Source organism: Pseudonocardia sp. EC080619-01 (assembly GCF_001420995.1).
Taxonomy (GTDB): Bacteria; Actinomycetota; Actinomycetes; order Mycobacteriales; family Pseudonocardiaceae; genus Pseudonocardia.
On record NZ_CP012184.1, the window covers coordinates 4,812,171 to 4,830,987 of the forward strand.

Sequence of the window (18,817 nt, forward strand, 5' to 3'; positions counted from 1 at the left end):
CTGTTAGCGTCGTCACCGACCGACGGCCGGAGGTGCGATCGTGACGTCCCCGCAGGTGCCCGTCCCGCGGCCGTACCGGGTGGCGGTGATCGGCTCCGGCCCCTCCGGCCTGTACACGGCGGAGGCCCTGCTGGAGGGCGATCCCGACGCGCAGGTCGACGTGTTCGACCGGCTCCCCGCCCCGTACGGACTGGTCCGCTACGGCGTCGCCCCGGACCACCTGAAGATGAAGTCGGTGATCCGGGCGCTGGTGTCCACCTTCGACGACGCCGACCGGGTCCGGTTCCTGGGCAACGTGCACGTCGGGGACGCGGCCGGCGGCGGCGCCGTGCCGCCGGAGGTGCTGCGCGAGCACTACCACGCCGTCGTGCACGCCACCGGCAGCGCGATCGACCGCGACCTCGGGATCCCGGGGGAGGGGCTGGCCGGATCGGTCGGCTCGGGAGCGTTCGTGTCCTGGTACTGCGGCCATCCTGACGCGGCGGGGCCGGGACCCGCGCTGGACCGGGCCGGTGCGGTCGTCGTCGGTGCCGGGAACGTCGCGATCGACGTCGCCCGCATCCTCGCCCGCCCCGCCGACGACCTCGCCGCCACCGACCTGCACGACGCGGTCCTCGACCGGCTGCGTGACAGCGCCGTCACCGACGTGCACGTCCTGGTCCGGCGCGGGCCGCAGCACGTCCGGTTCACCCCGGCGGAGCTGCGTGCGCTGGGGAAGCTGGACGACGTCGAGATCCGGGTGCACGACGACGGGATCCTCGCCGCCGGGGTCGAGGAGCCCGCGGAACGCCGGATGCGGCAGGTCCTGGAGACGCTCACCGAGTGGGCGGCCGACCCGCCCGGCGCCGGCGGCAGGCGACGGATCCACCTGCGTTTCCTGCGCAGCCCGGTCCGGCTCGTCGGGGACGGTGGAGACGGCGACGGTTCCGGACGGGTTCGCGCGATCGAGATCGAGCGCAACGAGATCGCGCCGGACGGCTCGGTACGGGGGACCGGGGAGACGTCCCTGCTGGAGACGGGGCTCGTGGTGCGCGCCATCGGCTACGCCGGCGAGCCCGTCCCGGGCCTGCCGTTCGACGGTGCCGGCGGCACGGTCCCGCACGAGGCCGGACGGGTGGTGCTCGGCGGGGAGCCGCTGCGCGGCAGCTACGTCACCGGCTGGATCAAGCGGGGGCCGACCGGCGTCATCGGGACCAACAAGGGCGACGGCGCGGAGACCGCGGCCTCGCTGCTGGCGGACCTGCCCGGCCTCGCGACCCCGCCGCGGCCCGGCGGCGACGCCGTGCTCGACCGGTTGCGGGAGTTCGGCGTCGACCCGGTGCTGTGGGAGGACTGGCAGCGCCTGGACGCCGCAGAGATCGCGCTCGGGCAGCGGCGCGGCGGCACCGACCGGGTCAAGATCGCTGAGCGCACGGCGATGCTGGACGCCGCCCGGGGCACCCGGACCGGAGGCCGGTGACCCGGTCCACCGGTGCGGGGCGACCGGTCGGTACGCGTCGACCGGTCAGTACGGGTCGACGGCGAGGACGAACGGCATCGCGAGCATCCGGGTCTCGAACTCGTCGGCCTCGGACGGCGTCATCGACATCGTGCAGGTGACGGAGCTGTAGGCGACGCCCTCGCGGACGTCGACGCAGAACTCCCGCAGCGTGCGGCCGCAGGTCTGGAGTGCCGTCGCGACCTGCATGACACCCTCCATCCCGTCGCCGGTGACGACGGTGTGCCGCCGCGGCATCCGGGACGCGATGTCCGCGGCGCCGCCGGAGGAGGCGGGGAAGGCGAAGGTGGTCGGGCGGTCAGCGGTGATGCTCATGATGAGAAGGCTCCGTGCGTCACGAGGGAGAACGTGCTGTGTGAACGCGAGCCAGGTCTCGGCGTACGAGAGGGGTGCGCCTGGATGGGGCGCGGCGCGTCGGCGGCCTGGATCAGCCGACGCGCAGTGCTACTACCGCGAGACGTCGTGCGGGCAGCGCTGCGGCCGGAGCAAGGGTGAGCTCGACGGAACGCATGCGATCACCGTAGCAACCAGGTGCGGCCTGCGCCACACGGGATCCGCGCACTAGCCTGTGCGGCGACCGTCAGACCCTGACCCGAGGGGGAGTCCCGTCGTGATCACCGCGATCGTCCTGGTGCACACCGCAGCCGACCGGATCCCCGAGACCGCGCAGACGATCGCGAACCTCGACGGTGTCGCGGAGGTCTACTCCTGCGCCGGCGACGTCGACCTGATCGCGGTGGTGAAGGTGCGCGAGCACGAGGAGCTCGCCGACATCATCGCCGGGAAGCTGAGCAAGGTCGACGGCGTCGTCGGGACCGACACCCACATCGCGTTCCGCTCGTACTCGAAGGCCGACACCGACGCGGCCTACTCCATCGGCCTCGACTGAGGGCGGATCCCCGGCTCTCCACCGCCCGGACGGCCAGGGCCGACCACCCCTCCGTGTGGAATCGCTGCTCGAGGCAGCGATTACACACAGAGGGGTGGCCGTCGCCGGATGCGGTCACACCGGTGGGGACCGCGCAGCTTGCCCGCGGACCGCACTGGAAGACTGCAGACCGCGCCGGATGCCCGTGGCGGCGCCGGACGACTGCGGACCGCGCCGGATGTCCGTGGTCCGCGGACTGCGCCGGACGACCGCGGACCCGGTGCGCCGATGACCGGGCCGGGAGCCCGGCCCGGTCCCCGCTGCCGGTCGGCCGGCAGCGCGCTCAGCCCGCGGCGAGCTCGGTGGACAGCGCGGCCCAGCGGGCCAGCAGGTCCGCGGCGGCGCCCGAGTCGATCGCCCGCGCCACGGTCTCCATCGCGTCGGCGACGGCGGGGGCCAGCGCGCCGTCCACCCCGCGGTGTGCGGCCAGGGCACCGGCGGCGTTGAGCAGCACGGTGTCCCGCACCGGACCGCCCTTGCCCGCGACCAGGTCCCGCACGACGGCGGCGTTGACCTCCGGCGGACCGCCGCGCAGCTCCTCGGCGGTCACCGGCCGGACCCCGAGCGCGGCCGGGTCCAGCGTCTCCCGGCGCACCGCTCCGCCGGAGGTGATCCAGACCGAGCTGGTCGTGGTCGTGGTCAGCTCGTCCAGGCCGTCGTCGCCGCGGACCAGCAGCACGGACTTGCCGCGCCGGGCGAACACCTCGGCCATCACCGGGGCCAGCCGGGGGTCGGCGCAGCCGATCAGCCCGGTCTCGGGCTGGGCCGGGTTGGACAGCGGCCCCAGGACGTTCATCGCGGTCGGGACGCCGAGCTCGCGCCGCACCCCGCCCGCGTAGCGCATCGCCGGGTGGAACGCCTGCGCGAAGCAGAAGCCGATGCCGAGCTCGGCGACGCAGCGCTCCACCGCCGCCGGGCTCAGCTCGATCGCGACGCCGAGCGCCTCCAGCACGTCGGCGGTGCCGGACTGCGACGACGCGGCCCGGCCGCCGTGCTTGACCACCGGCGCGCCGGCGGCCGCCACGACGATCGCCGACATCGTCGAGATGTTGACCGTCTGCGCCTGGTCACCACCGGTCCCGACGACGTCGACCGCCCGGCCGGGGACCTCCACCCGCAGCGCGTGCGCGAGCATCGCGTCGGCCATCCCGGAGATCTCGGCGGCGGTCTCGCCCTTCGCGCGGAGCGCCACGAGGAAGCCCGCGAGCTGCGCGGGCGTCGCCTCGCCGGCGAAGACCCGGCCCATCGCCCAGGTGGACTCCTCGGCGCTCACGTCCTCGCCACGCATGAGGCGGCCGATGACGGACGGCCAGGTCGGTGCAGTCACGCGGTGCGGTCCCTACTCGGTCTCGGTGAGCGTGCCGGCCCGGTGGTCGCGCAGCACCTGCGCGATCACCTCGGCCGCCTCGATCGGGTCCAGCGGGTGCACGAGCACCGCGTCGGCCTCCGACCAGGTGGCCAGCCAGCGGTCGTCGCGGCGGCGGACGGTGAGCACGATCGGGGGACAGTCGGTGACCTCGTGGTGCAGCTGCTTCGCCACACCCATCCCGCCGGTGGGCTGGGCCTCACCGTCCAGGACCAGCAGGTCGGCCGTGCCCGCGTCGCACGCCGCGAGGACCTCGGCGATGCCGGAGGCCTCCACGTAGCGCACGCGCCCGACGTCCGGCGCCGGGCGCCGCCCGACCGCCTGGATGATGCTCTCGCGGACCTCGGGGCGGTGGCTGTAGACGAGCACGGTGCTGGTGCCCGCACTCGTCCCCGCCGCGCCACCGGCCGCGCTGCCGATCCCTGCCGCTGTTCCGCTCGCCACGGTGGCCGATACTAGGGGAACTCCCCGACACTCCCGAACGTCGATCGGTCGGGCACCGGCGACGGCGGCGCCCCGGCCTCCCGACCAGGCGAAGACCTGCTGATCATCGGCACCGTTCGCCGATCGTGATGCGGGAAGGGGTATCCCGACAAGCCGTAGAAGTTCGCGTCGGGTCATAATGCCGGGCGTGACGACAGCGGCACCCAACATCAGCGCGCGGATCCACTCGTTGAACCGCCCCAACCTGGTCAGCATCGGCACCATCGTCTGGCTCTCCAGCGAGCTGATGTTCTTCGCCGGGCTGTTCGCGATGTACTTCACCGCGCGGGCGCAGAACGACGGGCCCTGGCCGCCCCCGCCCACGCACCTGAACGTCCCCTACGCGCTCGCGATCACGATCGTCCTGGTGGCGTCGTCGTTCACCTGCCAGTTCGGGGTGTTCGCGGCGGAGCGCGGCGACGTGTTCGGGCTGCGGCGGTGGTACCTGCTGACGCTGGCGATGGGCACGTTCTTCGTCGTCGGCCAGGCCTACGAGTACTACGAGCTGGTCGAGACCGGCACGACGATGGCCGCCAGCTCGTACGGCACGGTCTTCTACATGGCGACCGGGTTCCACGGCCTGCACGTCATCGGCGGTCTGGTGGCGTTCGTCTACCTGATCATCCGCACCAGGCTCAGCAAGTTCACCCCGGCGCAGGCCACCGCAGCGATCGTCGTGTCCTACTACTGGCACTTCGTCGACGTGGTGTGGATCGGACTGTTCGCCGTCATCTACTTCATCCGATAACGGGCCGAGCCCCACTTACGTCCCGAGACTCCCCACCCGCCACGACGTCGAGGTTGGAAGACCCCCAGCGATGACCGAGAACCCCGAGGGCGCTGACCACGCAGCCCAGAACCCACCACCGGGCAACCGGCCGGACGAGAAGGCCGGCGCCCGGCGCCGCCCGCACGGCAAGCTGCGCCGCCGGATCGCGGGCGCCCTCGCCATCGGTCTCGGCCTGCTGTCCGTCGGCTTCCTCTACGCCGCCTTCGCGCCGCAGCCGCAGCTGGCCGAGGCGCAGCCGGACGCCGCGCTGATCGCCAAGGGTGAGCAGCTCTACAACAACACCTGCATCACCTGCCACGGTGCGAACCTGCAGGGTGAGCAGGACCGCGGGCCGAGCCTGATCGGCGTCGGCGACGCGGCGGTCTACTTCCAGGTCTCCTCGGGCCGCATGCCGATGGCCCGCCAGGAGGCGCAGGCCATGCGCAAGCACCCGCTGCCGATCTTCGACCCGGAGTCCGCCGAGGGCCGCGCGAACCTGGAGGCGCTGGGCGCCTACATCCAGGCGAACGGCGGCGGACCGGTCACGCCGGTCGAGCGCGGGGAGGCGCTGCGCGGTGAGGACCCGGGGCGCGGCGGCACGCTGTACCGCCTGAACTGCGCGTCCTGCCACAACTTCACCGGTGTGGGCGGCGCGCTGTCGTCCGGCAAGTTCGCCCCGGCGCTGGCCCCGGCCAGCGAGGAGCAGATCTACACCGCGATGCAGACCGGCCCGCAGAACATGCCGCGCTTCTCCGACCAGCAGCTCACGTCGGAGGAGAAGCAGGACATCATCGCGTACATCAAGTCGGTCAACAACACGAACGACCCGGGTGGCAACGCGCTCCTGGGTCTCGGCCCGACGGCGGAGGGGATCTTCATCTTCACCGTCGTCATGTCCGGGCTCGTCGGGTTCGCGATCTGGTTGGGGGCGAAGTCTTGAGCAGCGACGTCAGCACCGGGCCGGGCGGGCGCCCGACCCAGGAGGAGCTCGACGCGATGTCGCCGGAGCAGCTGGCCCGCCTGGCCGGCGAGCTCGACGAGGTCGAGGTCGTGCACAACGCGCCCGCCTTCCCGATCCCGGGGACGCGGGCGGAGAAGCGGGCCGAGCGCGCGGTCGCGCTGTGGTTCCTGATCTCGGCGATCTCCGGGATCGCGTTCGTCGTCGCCTTCATCTGGTGGCCGTGGGAGTACGTCAACGCCGGCGAGCCCGGCGTCGGCCTGTACTCGCTCTACACCCCGGTCATCGGCCTCACGTTCGGGATGTCGATCCTGGCGCTCGGCATCGCGGTGATCCAGGCCGTGAAGAAGCTCTTCCCGGCCGAGGTCGCGGTCCAGCAGCGGCACGACGGCCCGTCGGACGAGATCGACCGCCGGACGATCATGGCCCAGCTGGCCGACGCCGGTAACGGGACCACGCTCGGCCGCCGGAAGCTGATCATCCGCTCGGCCGGGCTGTCGGCGGCGGTGCTCGGCATCGGTACCGGCGTGATCGCGCTCGGCGGCATCGTCCGCAACCCGTGGGCCGAGGGCGAGGAAGCCCCGCTCTGGCACACCGGATGGCGCCCCGAGGGCGGCGAGACCGTGTACCTCCGCACCGACACGGGTATCCTCGGGGAGATCGCACGAGTGCGTCCCGAGGACATGGAGCCCGGTTCGATGATGACCGTCTTCCCCTACCGGGAGAGCGAGCGCGGGAACGAGGAGGAGCTGCTGCACGCGCAGCGCGCCTCCGACGCGCCGGTCATGCTGATCCGGCTGCGCCCGGGTACGCCGGTCACGGCGCGTCCCGGCCAGGAGAACTTCAGCTACGGCGACTACTACGCATGGTCGAAGGTCTGCACCCACCTCGGGTGCCCGACGTCGCTGTACCAGGCACAGGACAACCGCATCCTGTGCCCCTGTCACCAGTCGCAGTTCCTCGCGACGGAGGACGCCGAGCCGGTCTTCGGGCCGGCCGCGCGGCCGCTGCCGCAGCTGCCGATCACGGTGAACGAGGAGGGCTACTTCGTCGCGGAGAGCGACTTCGTCGAGCCCGTCGGACCCGCGTTCTGGGAGAGGCCGAAGACGACATGAGTTCGATCACCACGCCGACGTCCTCCTCCGGAGGGCTGAACGAGAAGGGCGCCGAGGCGCTCGACCAGCTCGACCAGCGGTTCCACCCGGCGGCCGGACTGCGCAAGCAGTTCAACAAGGTCTTCCCGACCCACTGGTCGTTCATGCTGGGCGAGATCGCGCTCTACAGCTTCATCATCGTGATCCTGTCGGGCATCTACCTGGCGCTGTTCTTCGATCCCTCCATGGAGGAGATCGTCTACAACGGCCCGTACGACCCGCTGCGCGGTGTCCACATGTCGCGGGCGTACGAGTCCGCGCTGGAGATCTCGTTCGAGGTCCGCGGCGGCCTGTTCATGCGCCAGCTGCACCACTGGGCCGCGCTGCTGTTCGTCGCCTCGATGATCATCCACATGTTCCGGGTGTTCTTCACCGGAGCGTTCCGCAAGCCGCGTGAGGCCAACTGGACGATCGGCATCGTGCTGATCCTGCTGGGCACCTTCGCCGGCTTCACCGGCTACTCGCTGCCGGACGACCTGCTCTCGGGCGTCGGCCTGCGGATCGCCTCGGGCATCACGCTGACCGTGCCGATCATGGGCACCTGGGTGCACTGGGCGCTGTTCGGCGGGGAGTTCCCGGGCACGGAGATCATCCCCAGGCTCTACATCCTGCACGTCCTGGTGCTGCCGGGGATCATCCTCGCGCTGATCGCGGTGCACCTCGGGCTGGTCTGGTACCAGAAGCACACCCAGTTCCCCGGCCCGGGACGGACCGAGAAGAACGTCGTCGGCGTGCGGATCCTGCCGCAGTTCGCGGCGAAGGGCGGCGCGTTCTTCGCCGTCGTCGCCGGTGTGCTCGCGCTGATCGCCGGCCTGTTCCAGATCAACGGCATCTGGCACCTCGGCCCGTACGACGCCTCGCACATCTCCGCGGGGTCCCAGCCGGACTTCTACATGCTCTGGTCCGAGGGCATGGGCCGGATCTTCCCGCCGTGGGAGTTCTACCTGTTCGGCGAGTACACGATCCCGGCCGCGTTCATCCCGACCGCGGGCTTCCTGCCGGTGCTGTTCGTGGTGGCCGGGATGTACCCGGCGCTCGAGCGCCGGTTCACCGGCGACGACGCGCTGCACAACCTGCTGCAGCGTCCGCGCGACGTGCCGGTCCGCACGGCGCTCGGCGCGATGGCGATCTCGTTCTACCTGTGGCTCGTGATGTGCGGGTTCAACGACTGGATCTCGTACTTCTTCCACATCTCGCTGAACGCGACGACGTGGGCGGGCCGCCTCGGGCTGATGATCGTTCCGCCGATCGTCTACTGGGTCACCTACCGCTGGTGCCTGGGCCTGCAGAAGTCGGACCGCGCGGTGCTGGAGCACGGCATCGAGACCGGCATCATCAAGCGGCTCCCGCACGGCGAGTTCATCGAGGTGCACCAGCCGCTGGCCGGTGTCGACTCGCACGGTCACGCGATCGAGCTGGACTACCAGGGCACGTCCGTGCCGAAGCGGATGAACCAGCTGGGCTCGGCCGGCGAGCCGGTCCCGGGTTCGCTGATGAAGCCGGACCCGGCCGAGGAGTCGCGGGAGCTGGCGCACGCCCGGCACGAGGCCCACGAGCGGGAGCTGACCGAGCGCGACGAGCGCGCGGCCGCCCGCCGGGAGCTCGAGTCCCGCCGCGAGGAGCTCGCCGGCCGGCCGGACGACGGTGGTCGTCCGCAGCAGCCGACCGAGTGATCTCCTAGGAACGCACGACGACGGGCCCCGCCGGACACCTCCGGCGGGGCCCGTCCGCGTTCCGGGCCGGCGCGGTCAGGTGCGGTGCGACGGCTCGTCGGGGGACTGCTCGCCCGTACGGTGCGCGGTGTCGCGGGCCCGGTCCGCCCACTCGCGCCACGGCCCGCCACCCCGGGCCGGCTCCGCCCACGACGGCGTGCTGTACACCAGGCGGGTGCCGCCCTCGGTCAGCCAGCGGTAGAGCAGCCGCACCTCCTCGGCGGGAGCGCCGCGCAGCGGTCCGGGCTCGGGCAGGACGGTCTGTGCCCCGTCGCGCAGTGCCTCGACGACCGGCATCGGCCGGACCCCGCGCGGGGCGTTCCCGGCTGCGGCGAGCCTGCCGTGCCGCAGCACGGCGAGCTGCCAGCCGCCGCTGCCGTCCGGCCGGGCACCGACGACCTCGTCGAGCCCGGCGAGCCCGGCGAGCGTGCCCGCCCGGTCGACACCCGAGGCCAGCGCCGCGAGCCGGTCCCGGGCCAGGGCGGCGGCCTCGTACCGGCCGTCGGCGGCACGGGCGTCCACCCCGTCGGCCAGCGCGCGCAGCGGGGCGTCGCTGCGGCCCTCGACCAGCTCGCGCCACGACTCGACGGCCGGCGCGTAGTCCTCGGCGGACTGCAGCCCGGCGCACGGCGCGGCACACCGCCCGAGCTCGTGCAGCGCGCACGGCGTCCCGGACGGGTTGCGAGCCGGGATCCGGATGGTGCACCGGCGCAGCGGGACCGCGTCGAGCGCGGCGTCGAGGACGGCGGTGGCCGCCCGCTGCGAGGAGAACGGCCCGAGTGCGCCCTCCCGCGGCGAGGCGACGACCGAGAGCCGCGGGAAGGTCTCCGCCGTCGGCGCCACCCACCAGGCGCGGCCGGGGTTGCGGGAACGCCGATTGTACCGGGGCCGGTGCGCGGCGATCAGGCGCAGCTCCCGCACCGACGCCTCCAGCGCGTGCGCGCACACGACGGTGTCGACCCGCTCGGCCTGAGCGACCATGTCGCGGACCCGGCGGCGCCGCTCGCCCGCGGTGAAGTAGGAGCGGACCCGGCGGTGCAGGTCCCCGCTCGTGCCGACGTAGAGCACCTCGTCGCCCGCGCCGCGGAACAGGTAGACCCCGGGCTCGGACGGCACCCGCTTCGCGAGGTGACGGCGTTGCCGCTGCGCGGTGGTCGGGCGGTGCGGCGCCCGGTCCTTCACCAGCTGCAGCAGTTCCTCCAGGCTCTGCACCCCGAGGTTCCCGATGCGTTCGAGGAGGTGGTGCAGCACCTCGACGGTGGCCCTGGCGTCGGTCAGCGCCCGGTGGTCCGGCGTGGTGCGACAGCCGAAGTGCGCCGCGAGCGCCCCGAGCCGCACGCTCGGGCACTCGCTGCGGGGGAGCACCGCGCGGGCCAGCCGGGCCGTGCAGAGCACCGGTGGCGACGGCCAGGGACGCTCGTGCCGCTCGCACGCGGCCCGGAGGAACCCGGTGTCGAACGGGGCGTTGTGGGCGACCAGCACCGACCCCCGGAGCAGGTCGAGCACCGGGGGCAGCACCGCACCGAGCGGCGGGGCACCGGCGAGCATCCCGTTCGTGATCCCGGTCAGCCGGGTCACGTCGGCCGGCACCCGCGTGCCCGGGTCGACGAGCGTGGACAGCTCGCCGATCGACTCCCCGCCCCGTACCGAGACCGCGCCGACCTCGGTGATCGCGTCGGCCCGGTGGCTGCCGCCGGTGGTCTCCAGGTCGACGACGCAGAACGTGACGTCGCGCAGCGGGGTGCCGAGCTCGTCGAACGTGAGCTGCGGGGAGCAGGGGGTCACGTCCCGCACCGTAGCGCCGGGGTCCGACAGTATGTTCGAACCGGGTCGGTGACGGGCCGGTTCCGATCGGGCTCCGTGCCCGGCCGGTCGGCGGCACGGGGCGGCGGTCGGGGATAGCCTGGACCGATGGCGCACGACGACACGGATGCACCGGGCCCCACGGCCTCCGGCGTCCCGTCGTGTCCCGGCGCCGGGGCGTCCGAGGACCCCTCGGACCGTTCCGGCGGCCCGTCCGGCCCCGCACACGGCCCGTCCGGCCCAGCACGTGACCCGTCCGGCCCCGCACGCGACTCGTCGGGCCCCGCACGCGACCCGTCCGGCTCCGACGACCCCGGTCCGGGCTCCGACTGCACCGGTCCCGGGTCCGGCACTCCCTGGCCGCCGCTGTCGGCGCCGTTGCGGGCCCGGCTCGCCGAGATCGCGAGCGCGGCCCTGGGCGGCCTGCGGCCGGTCGAGGTGCCCGCCCCGCTGCGGCGTTTCGCGACGTTCACCCCGGCGAAGCGGGCCCGGCTCGCCGGGCAGGTCCTGGTCGCCCAGCTGGAGTCCGACCCGGCGTTCCGCGCGGCCGTCGTCGCGTGGTGGGCCGAGCACCGGCCGGGCGAGCTGGAGCTGCCGGACCGGACGGAGCAGGGGAGCGGCGACGACGCCTCGGCAGCCGCCTCCGCGGCCGGCCCGGCGGCCGGTACTGCCGGGTCCGACACCGACGGGGACCTCCCCGCCCCGGTCGACAAGCTCGACGCGGCCGCCGTCGCCCTGCTCACGGGCGACCCGCGGGCCGGGCGACGGGTGACCGAGGCCGAGCAGTCCGGGGACCTGACCGCGATGCGGGCCGAGCGGGACGAGGCGCTCGCCAAGGTCGACAAGCTCACCGCCGAGCTGGAACGGGTGCGGGCCGAGGTCGCGGAGGAACGGGACCAGGCGCGCACGGTCGTCGGGAGCCGGGACGCGGAGTTCCAGCAGATGCGACGCCGGATCAGCGACCAGGGTGGGAAGCTGCGCGCCGCGCTCGACGCCCGCGCGGAGCTGGAGGCCGAGGTCGCCGGGCTGCGTGCCGGGGCCGACGAGCGGCTGACCGCCGCGCGCACCGAGTGCGCGCACGAACGGGAGCGTGCCGAACAGGAGCGGCGCCGGGCCGAGGCGGCGCCCCGGGAGGTCGCCGCCGCACGGGCGGCGGCCCGGGAGGCGCGCCGCGGCGACGAGGTGCGGCTGGAGCTGCTGCTGGACACGGTCGGCGGGGCGATCGCGGGTCTGCGCCGCGAGCTCGACGTGGGCGCCGGGGGACCGCGCCCGGCGGACCTCCTCGCCGGGACGGGCGGGGACGCGGCGACCGCGGCCCGCGGGCGGGCCGGGGTGCCCGTCGACGGGCTCGCCGCGCTCGACACGTTGCTCGCCATGCCCGCGGTGCACCTGATCGTCGACGGCTACAACGTCAGCAAGACCGGCTATCCGGACCTGCCACTGGCCGACCAGCGCTCGCGCCTGGTGGGGCAGCTCGGCGTGCTCGGCGCCCGTACCGGGGTGGAGATCACCGTCGTGTTCGACGGTGCCGCGGTCAGCGCTGCGCCGCTGCGGGGCGGGCGCGGCGTCCGGGTGCTGTTCAGCGAGGCCGGCGTGATCGCCGACGACGTCGTGCGCGATCTCGTGGCCGCCGAGCCCCGCGGGCGCCCCCTGCTGGTGGCGACCACCGACCAGGAGGTCGTCCGCTCGGTGCGTCGCAGCGGTGCCCACACGGTGCCCTCGGCCGTCCTGCTGCGCCGCCTGGGCGGCTGAACGGGCCCGGACTCAGCCCGCGTCGCGGTGGCGCCGGTCGCGGACCGGTACCACGGGGACCGGCATCAGGGGCCGCTCCGCCGCGGGAGCACGCCGCTCGGACGGTTCCACCAGCTGCAGGTGCGGGATCAGGCCGTGGTCGGCCAGCACCTGCAGGGCCCGGCGCTCCGGCTCGGCGAACTCGACCGGGCCGCTCCCCGGGCCGCCGGCCACCGGGCGCAGCCCGCCGGGTACGGCCGCGGCACCGCTCCGGCCGGTCTGCTCGCCGGGCAGGTCGACCGGCAGGTAGGGGATCGGACGGTCGATCTCGGGCACGTCCATGAGGACGCCGATCACGCAGTCACCGCAGGCGGTGCCACGGACCTCGCAGCGGTCGCAGTCGACGATCATCGGGGCCTCCCTCGTCGTGTGGTCGTGCGATCACCGCCGAAGCTAGGGGAGGGGTCCGACAGAAACCGGCCGCGGAGGTCCGTACCCCCGGATCCGGGAAATCCGTTGCCGATCCGTAACCCGGGCCCGCCCGCGCTCGTTCACCTGAACAGCACCACCTCCTCACCGGACGTCCTGCCGGGTGGTCCCCCGCCACCCGGTCGGAGCATCCCGGGAGCTCCCGGCCCCGACGGGAACCTCCGGGGCACCGCGGGACGACGGGGAGGAGAGCGGATCGTCCGCTCCCCAGAAGGCCGGTCGGCGGCCCGCGACCCCGGCGTGTCCCCCGACGCGTGCGGCGCCGCCGGACCGGCCCTTCGAACCGTCGTGACCCGGAGCGCCGACACCGCCGTGCCCTGGTCCGCCGACACTGCTGTGGCCCGGCGCTCCGACACCGCCGTGCCCCGGTCCGCCCAGACCGCCGTGACCCGGCCCGCCCACACCGCGGTGGCAGGGCCCGCCGACACCGCGGTGGCCCGGCCCCGGACCGCCGTGACCGGCCCGGCTACCGTCGGTCGCCGTGGCGCGCACGTTGCTGGTGACCAACGACTTCCCGCCCCGGCCCGGCGGCATCCAGAGCTACCTGCACGACCTGGCGCGCGCGCTGCCGGTCGGCGAGCTCGCCGTCTACGCCCCGGCCTGGCGGGGAGACCACGAGTTCGACGCGACGCTCCCGTTCCCGGTGCACCGCCACCGGTCCTCGCTGATGCTCCCGGTGCCCGAGGTCGCCCGGCGTGCCGCGGGGATCGCCCGTGAACACGGAGCCGGCGCCGTCTGGTTCGGTGCCGCGGCCCCGCTGGGCCTGCTGGGCCCGTCGCTGCGCCGGCGGGCCGGGATCGGCCGGGTCATTGCCACCACCCACGGGCACGAGGTCGGCTGGTCGATGCTGCCCGGGGCGCGCGCGGCACTGCGCAGGATCGGGGCGGACGCCGACGTCGTCACCACCGTCTCGCGCTGGACCCGGGACCGGTTCGCGGCCGCGTTCGGCCCGGACGCCGCGCTCGAGCCGCTGCCGCCGCCGGTCGACACCACCCGGTTCGCGCCCGATCCCGCGGCCCGCGCCGCGGTCCGGGCCCGCTACGGCCTCGGCGGGGCACCGGTCGTCGCCTGCGTGTCCCGTCTGGTACCGCGCAAGGGGCAGGACGTGCTCGTCGCAGCCCTGCCGGCGATCCGCGAGCGGGTGCCCGGTGCCCGCCTGCTGCTCGTCGGTGGCGGGCCGTACCGGGACCGGCTGCGGAGGCTGGCCGTCTCGCACGGGGTGGCCGACGCCGTCGTCCTGACGGGGGGTGTGCCGGCCGCGGAGCTCGCCGCGCACCACGCGGCCGGGGACGTGTTCGCGCTGCCGTGCCGCACCCACCTGGGCGGGCTGGACGTCGAGGGGCTGGGGATCGCGCTGCTCGAGGCGGCCGCGTCCGGCCTGCCGGTCGTCGCGGGGGACTCCGGCGGAGCCCCGGAGACGGTGGAGGAGGGCGTCACGGGGCACGTCGTCGGAGGGCGCGACGTGAGCGCCGTCGCCGACCGGGTGGCGGGTCTGCTGGCCGACCCGGCCCGGGCATCGGCGATGGGCCGCGCCGGGCGGGACCGGGTGCGGCGGATCTGGGGTGGGACCGCCTCCGCCGACCGGCTGCGGACGTTCCTGCACCCCCACGCCTGAGGCGGCCAGGGGACCAGGCCGCCCGGGTGTCCGGGAGCGGAGCTCAGCGGCGGCGCACGGCGCGCTGGACGCTCCGCATCTTCGCGCCCTGGGGCATCGGCCCCTTCGGCATCGCCGCGGCCCGGCTGCCGAGCGCGTTGAGGCGGTTCTCCAGCGAGTCCATCTCCGCGGCGGAGATGTTGCGCGGCAGCTTCATCAGGTACCGCTGCAGGCCCTTGAGCGGGACCTGCCCCTCCTCGTTCCCGACGATCACGTCGTAGATCGGGGTGGTGCCGGCGACCCGCGCGGTCCGCTTCTTCTCCTGCGCCAGGAGGTTCTTCACCCGGTGCGGCGCGCCCTCGGCGACGAAGACGATGCCGGGCCGCCCGATGACCCGGTGCACCGCGTCGAGCTGGGTGGTGCCGGCGATGCTCTGGGTGATCCGCCACTGCCCGCGCATGTTGTCCAGCGCCCAGCCCGCGGCACCCGGCTGCCCGTCGGCCTTGACGTAGACCGAGCGCTGCACCCGCCGGCCGAAGATGCTGAACGCCCCCAGCGCACCGATGAGCACGCCGAACGGCACGAAGAACCAGGTCAGCCCGAAGAGCCAGCCGACCAGGGTGAGCAGCGCGATCGCACCGACGAAGACGCCGATCATGATCGGGAGGAGCTTCTTGTCCTCCTTGCGCTGCGTCTGGAACGCCTGCCAGATCTGCTGGCGGCGCTGCTTCGACGCGGCCTTCTTCTGGGCCTTGAGCGCCTTCTTCTCTTCGGGCGAGGGCTTGCGGGGCTTGCCGGGCATGTGACCAGCGTACGTGCCCGCGGTGATCAACGGTCCGTGTGGTCCACGGGCCGTCTCACGCGCCCCGCCCGCCCCGCCCGGTGCGGGTCAGCCCCGGGCCAGGAGGGAGCTCGCCTCCTGGGCGGCGGGGCCCGACTCGGTCAGGTGCGCCAGGTCGGGGTGCAGCTCCTCGCCGCGGTGGGCGACGGTCTGCGCGTACAGCCGGCCCGCCCGGTACGACGACCGCACCAGCGGTCCGGCCATGACCCCGGCGAACCCGATCTCCTCGGCGGCCTTCGAGTGCGCGACGAACTCTTCGGGCTTGACCCAGCGCTCGACCGGGTGGTGGCGCTTGGTCGGGCGCAGGTACTGGGTGATCGTGATGATCTCGCAGCCGGCCTCGTGCAGGTCCCGGAGCGCCGAGGTGACCTCGTCGGGGGTCTCGCCCATCCCCAGGATCAGGTTGGACTTGGTGACCAGGCCCTTCTCGCGGGCCTTGGTGATCACCTCGAGGGAGCGCTCGTAGCGGAACGCCGGGCGGATCCGCTTGAAGATCCGCGGGACCGTCTCGAGGTTGTGCGCGAGGACCTCGGGGCGGGCGTCGAAGACGGGGCCGAGCTGGTCGTCACGGGAGTTGAAGTCCGGGATCAGCAGCTCGACGCCGGTGCCCGGGTTCATCTCGTGGATCAGGCGGACGGTCTCGGCGTAGAGCCAGGACCCGCCGTCGTCGAGGTCGTCACGGGCGACGCCGGTGACGGTGGAGTAGCGCAGACCCATCTGCTGCACGGACTCCGCGACCCGGCGGGGCTCGTCGACGTCGAGGTCGGACGGCTTGCCGGTGTCGATCTGGCAGAAGTCACAGCGGCGGGTGCACTGCTCACCACCGATCAGGAACGTCGCCTCCCGGTCCTCCCAGCATTCGTAGATGTTGGGGCAACCGGCCTCCTCGCACACCGTGTGGAGCCCGCCCGAACGGACGAGTCCCTTGAGCTCGGTGTACTGCGGACCGGTCCGGGCGCGGGTGCGGATCCAGGACGGTTTGCGCTCGATCGGGGTCTCGCTGTTGCGGACCTCGAGGCGGAGCAGCTTGCGGCCTTCGGGTGCGACGGTCACACCTGCACCCTACGCCCGGGGTCCGGTGTGATGCCGGTCGCGGCTGCGGTGACCTGCCACAACCTGCCCGCGAGCACCGGGTCCTGCGCAGCAGCCGTCCGGCGGGCCGGAGCGGGCGGTCCGTGCACCTCACCCCACCCGGACGGTCCGATGTAGTCACCGCCGTGCACCGGCCCGGTCGCGGCCGCCAGCTGCGGTGCGATGCCGTCCTCCACCGGCTGGACGATCAGCCGGTCCAGCACGCCGTAGACGCGGTCCTTCCACGGGCCGCTGCCCGCCCGCCGGAACGAGTTCGCCAGCAGCGACGACTCCGTCATCCCCGGGTGCGCGGCCACCGAGAGGACCGGGTCACCCGCCAGCCGCAGGCGACGGTCCAGCTCGGCGGCGAAGAGCAGGTTCGCCAGCTTCGATGCGCAGTAGGCCGCGTTCGGCCCGTAGCGGCGACGGGTCCAGTGCAGGTCGTCGGGGTCGATCCGGCCGCTGCGGTGCCCGAGGCTCGACGTCGTGACCACCCGCGACGGCTGCTCCGCGTCGCCCGCTCCGCGCAGGGCCGGCATCAGCAGCCAGGTCAGCGCCGCCGGGCCGAGGTGGTTGGTCCCGATCTGGAGCTCGAAGCCGTCCGCGGTCTCCGCGCGCGGCCCCATCGCGACGCCGGCGTTGTTCACCAGCACGTCGAGCCGGTCGCCGGTGTGCTCGCGGATCCGGGTCGCCGCGGCCCGCACCGAGGCGAGGTCGGCGAGGTCGAGCAGGACCAGCTCCGCGCTGCCCGCGCCCGGTGACGACGGGGTGAGCCCGGCCCGGACCTGTTCGACCGCCGCCGTCCCGCGTCCGGCGTCCCGCGCCGTCATCAGGACCCGGGCACCGGCCCCGGCCAGCGCGGCGGACAGGGACTTGCCGAGCCCGGACGTCGTCCCGGTGACGACGACGGTGCGGCCGGAGAGGTCGGGGAGCGGGTGCACGCGGCGACCGTAGCGGTCCGCGGCTAGCGTCTCCCGACGTGGACTTCCGGATCTTCACCGAACCCCAGCAGGGTGCGACCTACACCGACCTGCTGCGCGTCGCGCTTACCACGCAGGACGCCGGGTACGACGCCTTCTTCCGCTCCGACCACGTCCTCGCGATGGGCGACGGCGGCGGCCTCCCCGGCCCGACCGACGCCTGGGTGACCCTCGCCGCGCTCGGCCGGGAGACCGAACGCATCCGGCTGGGGACGCTCGTCACCAGCGCGACGTTCCGGCTGCCCGGCCCGCTCGCCGTCGCCGTCGCCCAGGCCGACGAGATGTCCGGCGGCCGGATCGAGCTCGGTCTCGGCTCCGGCTGGTTCGAGGCCGAGCACACCGCCTACGGGATCCCGTTCCCGCCGCTGGCCGAGCGCTTCGAGATCCTCACCGAGCAGCTGGAGATCCTCACCGGGATGTGGGCGACCCCGCCGGGCGAGCGGTTCTCGCACCGGGGCACCCACTACACGGTCGCCGACTCGCCCGCGCTGCCGCGGCCCGTCCAGGACGCGCCCCCGGTGATCGTCGGGGGTATGGGGAAGCGCAAGACCCCCGCGCTGGCCGCCCGGTTCGCGTCCGAGTTCAACGTCCCGTTCCAGGACCCGGACACCGTCGCCGCGCAGTTCGGCCGGGTCCGCGAGGCCTGCACGACCGCCGGTCGCGACCCGGGGGAGCTGACGTACTCGGTGGCGCAGATGCTGTGCCTGGGCCGGGACGACGCCGAGGTCGCGCGCCGCGCGGCCGCGGTCGGTCGCGACGTGGACGAGGTCCGCCGCAACTGCCTCGCCGGCACCCCCGGCGAGATCGTCGACCAGCTCGGCGTGTGGTCGGAGAAGACCGGGACCACCCGCATCTACCTGCAGATCCTCGATCTCGCCGATCTCGGCCACATCGAGGAGTTCGCGTCGTCGGTGGTGCCTCAGCTGGCCTGACCGAACAGACCCGCGACGTCGGCCGACGCCGTGAGCAGGACGAGCGCGGGTACGACGGCCCGCGGTGCCATCCGGTAGGTGCCGCGGCCGTCCTGCTCGACGAAGCCGGCGTGGGTGAGCGCCTTGAGGTGGTGGTAGAGCTGCCCGGTGGAGGCGAGCTCGGCGGCCTCGGTGAGCTCGGTGGTCCCGCGCGGGCCGTGCAGCAGGCTGCGGACGATGCGCACCCGGACCGGGTGGCCGAGCGCGGCGAGCACGGCGGTCCGGGGCTCGTCCGCCAGGTCGAGCGCGGCGCCGGCGTCGTACTCGATCGCCCACCCGATGTCCCCGTGCAGCGCGACCTCGCCGGAGTAGCGGACGGTCCCGGCGCCGGTGGCCGCGGGACCCCGCGACCCGCGGCCACCGGGATCCCCGTCGACGATCCGCCGTTCGAGCTGGGCGACCCGGTCCTCCAGGTCGGTCAGGCGGCGGTCGGCGTCGTCGGTCACGGCTCCGATACTACGGAACTACG

General features: G+C 74.1%; 18 protein-coding genes. 9 read left to right on the forward strand and 9 right to left on the reverse strand.

The window, feature by feature from the left end:
* The first annotated feature begins 40 nt into the window (after positions 1 to 40).
* Positions 41 to 1,459: an FAD-dependent oxidoreductase gene (locus AD017_RS22590; RefSeq protein WP_082398871.1), complete on the forward strand. Its 1,419-nt coding sequence runs from the start codon at positions 41 to 43 to the stop codon at positions 1,457 to 1,459.
* A 45-nt stretch (positions 1,460 to 1,504) separates the two neighbouring features.
* Here the strand turns inward: AD017_RS22590 and AD017_RS22595 are convergent, their stop codons facing one another.
* A complete protein-coding gene (locus tag AD017_RS22595; RefSeq protein ID WP_010232543.1) occupies positions 1,505 to 1,813 on the reverse strand; it encodes a hypothetical protein in 309 nt (102 codons plus the stop codon).
* A gap of 295 nt (positions 1,814 to 2,108) precedes the next feature.
* Between AD017_RS22595 and AD017_RS22600 the strand changes: the two genes are divergently transcribed.
* A complete protein-coding gene (locus AD017_RS22600; RefSeq protein ID WP_010232544.1) occupies positions 2,109 to 2,387 on the forward strand; it encodes an Lrp/AsnC family transcriptional regulator in 279 nt (92 codons plus the stop codon).
* Positions 2,388 to 2,709: 322 nt separating this feature from the next.
* Here AD017_RS22600 and trpD read toward each other — a convergent pair whose 3' ends face one another.
* Positions 2,710 to 3,753 carry an anthranilate phosphoribosyltransferase gene (gene trpD, locus AD017_RS22605; RefSeq protein WP_139323907.1) on the reverse strand — a complete coding sequence of 348 codons (1,044 nt, stop codon included), beginning with the start codon at positions 3,751 to 3,753 and terminating at the stop codon, positions 2,710 to 2,712.
* 12 nt (positions 3,754 to 3,765) lie between these two features.
* The gene (locus AD017_RS22610; RefSeq protein WP_010225600.1) at positions 3,766 to 4,161 is read right to left on the reverse strand and encodes a response regulator; all 396 of its coding nucleotides are present in this window, start codon (positions 4,159 to 4,161) and stop codon (positions 3,766 to 3,768) included.
* A 253-nt stretch (positions 4,162 to 4,414) separates the two neighbouring features.
* Here AD017_RS22610 and AD017_RS22615 point away from each other — a divergent pair, with 253 nt between their 5' ends.
* From AD017_RS22615 to AD017_RS22630, 4 genes are all read left to right on the forward strand, one after another.
* Entirely contained in the window at positions 4,415 to 5,023 is a 609-nt protein-coding gene (locus AD017_RS22615) for a heme-copper oxidase subunit III (RefSeq protein WP_010225598.1), read from the forward strand.
* 70 nt (positions 5,024 to 5,093) lie between these two features.
* Entirely contained in the window at positions 5,094 to 5,984 is an 891-nt protein-coding gene (locus tag AD017_RS22620) for a cytochrome c (RefSeq protein ID WP_010225596.1), read from the forward strand.
* Positions 5,981 to 7,117 carry a ubiquinol-cytochrome c reductase iron-sulfur subunit gene (locus AD017_RS22625; protein ID WP_010225594.1) on the forward strand — a complete coding sequence of 379 codons (1,137 nt, stop codon included), beginning with the start codon at positions 5,981 to 5,983 and terminating at the stop codon, positions 7,115 to 7,117. Before AD017_RS22620 ends, AD017_RS22625 begins: the two co-directional genes overlap by 4 nt.
* Entirely contained in the window at positions 7,114 to 8,829 is a 1,716-nt protein-coding gene (locus tag AD017_RS22630) for a cytochrome bc complex cytochrome b subunit (protein WP_010225591.1), read from the forward strand. Before AD017_RS22625 ends, AD017_RS22630 begins: the two co-directional genes overlap by 4 nt.
* A gap of 75 nt (positions 8,830 to 8,904) precedes the next feature.
* Here AD017_RS22630 and AD017_RS22635 read toward each other — a convergent pair whose 3' ends face one another.
* The gene (locus AD017_RS22635; protein ID WP_227012557.1) at positions 8,905 to 10,653 is read right to left on the reverse strand and encodes a DEDD exonuclease domain-containing protein; all 1,749 of its coding nucleotides are present in this window, start codon (positions 10,651 to 10,653) and stop codon (positions 8,905 to 8,907) included.
* A gap of 126 nt (positions 10,654 to 10,779) precedes the next feature.
* On the opposite strand from AD017_RS22635, the gene AD017_RS22640 reads away from it, so the two are divergent.
* Positions 10,780 to 12,423, forward strand: a complete 1,644-nt coding sequence (locus AD017_RS22640) for an NYN domain-containing protein (protein WP_082398872.1) — start codon at positions 10,780 to 10,782, stop codon at positions 12,421 to 12,423.
* Between the two features lie 12 nt (positions 12,424 to 12,435).
* Here the strand turns inward: AD017_RS22640 and AD017_RS22645 are convergent, their stop codons facing one another.
* Positions 12,436 to 12,813, reverse strand: coding sequence for a hypothetical protein (locus AD017_RS22645; protein WP_010224480.1), 378 nt, complete (start codon positions 12,811 to 12,813; stop codon positions 12,436 to 12,438).
* Between the two features lie 559 nt (positions 12,814 to 13,372).
* Here AD017_RS22645 and AD017_RS22650 point away from each other — a divergent pair.
* Positions 13,373 to 14,506: a glycosyltransferase family 4 protein gene (locus AD017_RS22650; protein WP_060575489.1), complete on the forward strand. Its 1,134-nt coding sequence runs from the start codon at positions 13,373 to 13,375 to the stop codon at positions 14,504 to 14,506.
* Between the two features lie 43 nt (positions 14,507 to 14,549).
* Here the strand turns inward: AD017_RS22650 and AD017_RS22655 are convergent, their stop codons facing one another.
* The 3 genes from AD017_RS22655 to AD017_RS22665 all read right to left on the reverse strand — a co-directional run bounded on the left by AD017_RS22655 (position 14,550) and on the right by AD017_RS22665 (position 17,338).
* Complete coding sequence (locus tag AD017_RS22655) at positions 14,550 to 15,287, reverse strand: DUF4191 domain-containing protein (protein WP_060575490.1); 738 nt, start codon at positions 15,285 to 15,287, stop codon at positions 14,550 to 14,552.
* A gap of 87 nt (positions 15,288 to 15,374) precedes the next feature.
* On the reverse strand, positions 15,375 to 16,379 hold the full coding sequence (gene lipA, locus AD017_RS22660; protein WP_010224476.1) for a lipoyl synthase: 1,005 nt from the start codon (positions 16,377 to 16,379) through the stop codon (positions 15,375 to 15,377).
* The gene (locus AD017_RS22665; protein WP_010224475.1) at positions 16,376 to 17,338 is read right to left on the reverse strand and encodes an SDR family NAD(P)-dependent oxidoreductase; all 963 of its coding nucleotides are present in this window, start codon (positions 17,336 to 17,338) and stop codon (positions 16,376 to 16,378) included. Before AD017_RS22665 ends, lipA begins: the two co-directional genes overlap by 4 nt.
* A gap of 38 nt (positions 17,339 to 17,376) precedes the next feature.
* On the opposite strand from AD017_RS22665, the gene AD017_RS22670 reads away from it, so the two are divergent.
* Entirely contained in the window at positions 17,377 to 18,309 is a 933-nt protein-coding gene (locus AD017_RS22670) for an LLM class F420-dependent oxidoreductase (protein WP_060575491.1), read from the forward strand.
* Here AD017_RS22670 and AD017_RS22675 read toward each other — a convergent pair.
* Positions 18,297 to 18,794 (reverse strand): helix-turn-helix transcriptional regulator, encoded by a 498-nt coding sequence (locus AD017_RS22675; RefSeq protein ID WP_010224473.1) that lies wholly within the window; start codon positions 18,792 to 18,794, stop codon positions 18,297 to 18,299. The two genes, AD017_RS22670 and AD017_RS22675, sit on opposite strands and share 13 nt — an antisense overlap.
* Positions 18,795 to 18,817 lie beyond the last annotated feature (23 nt).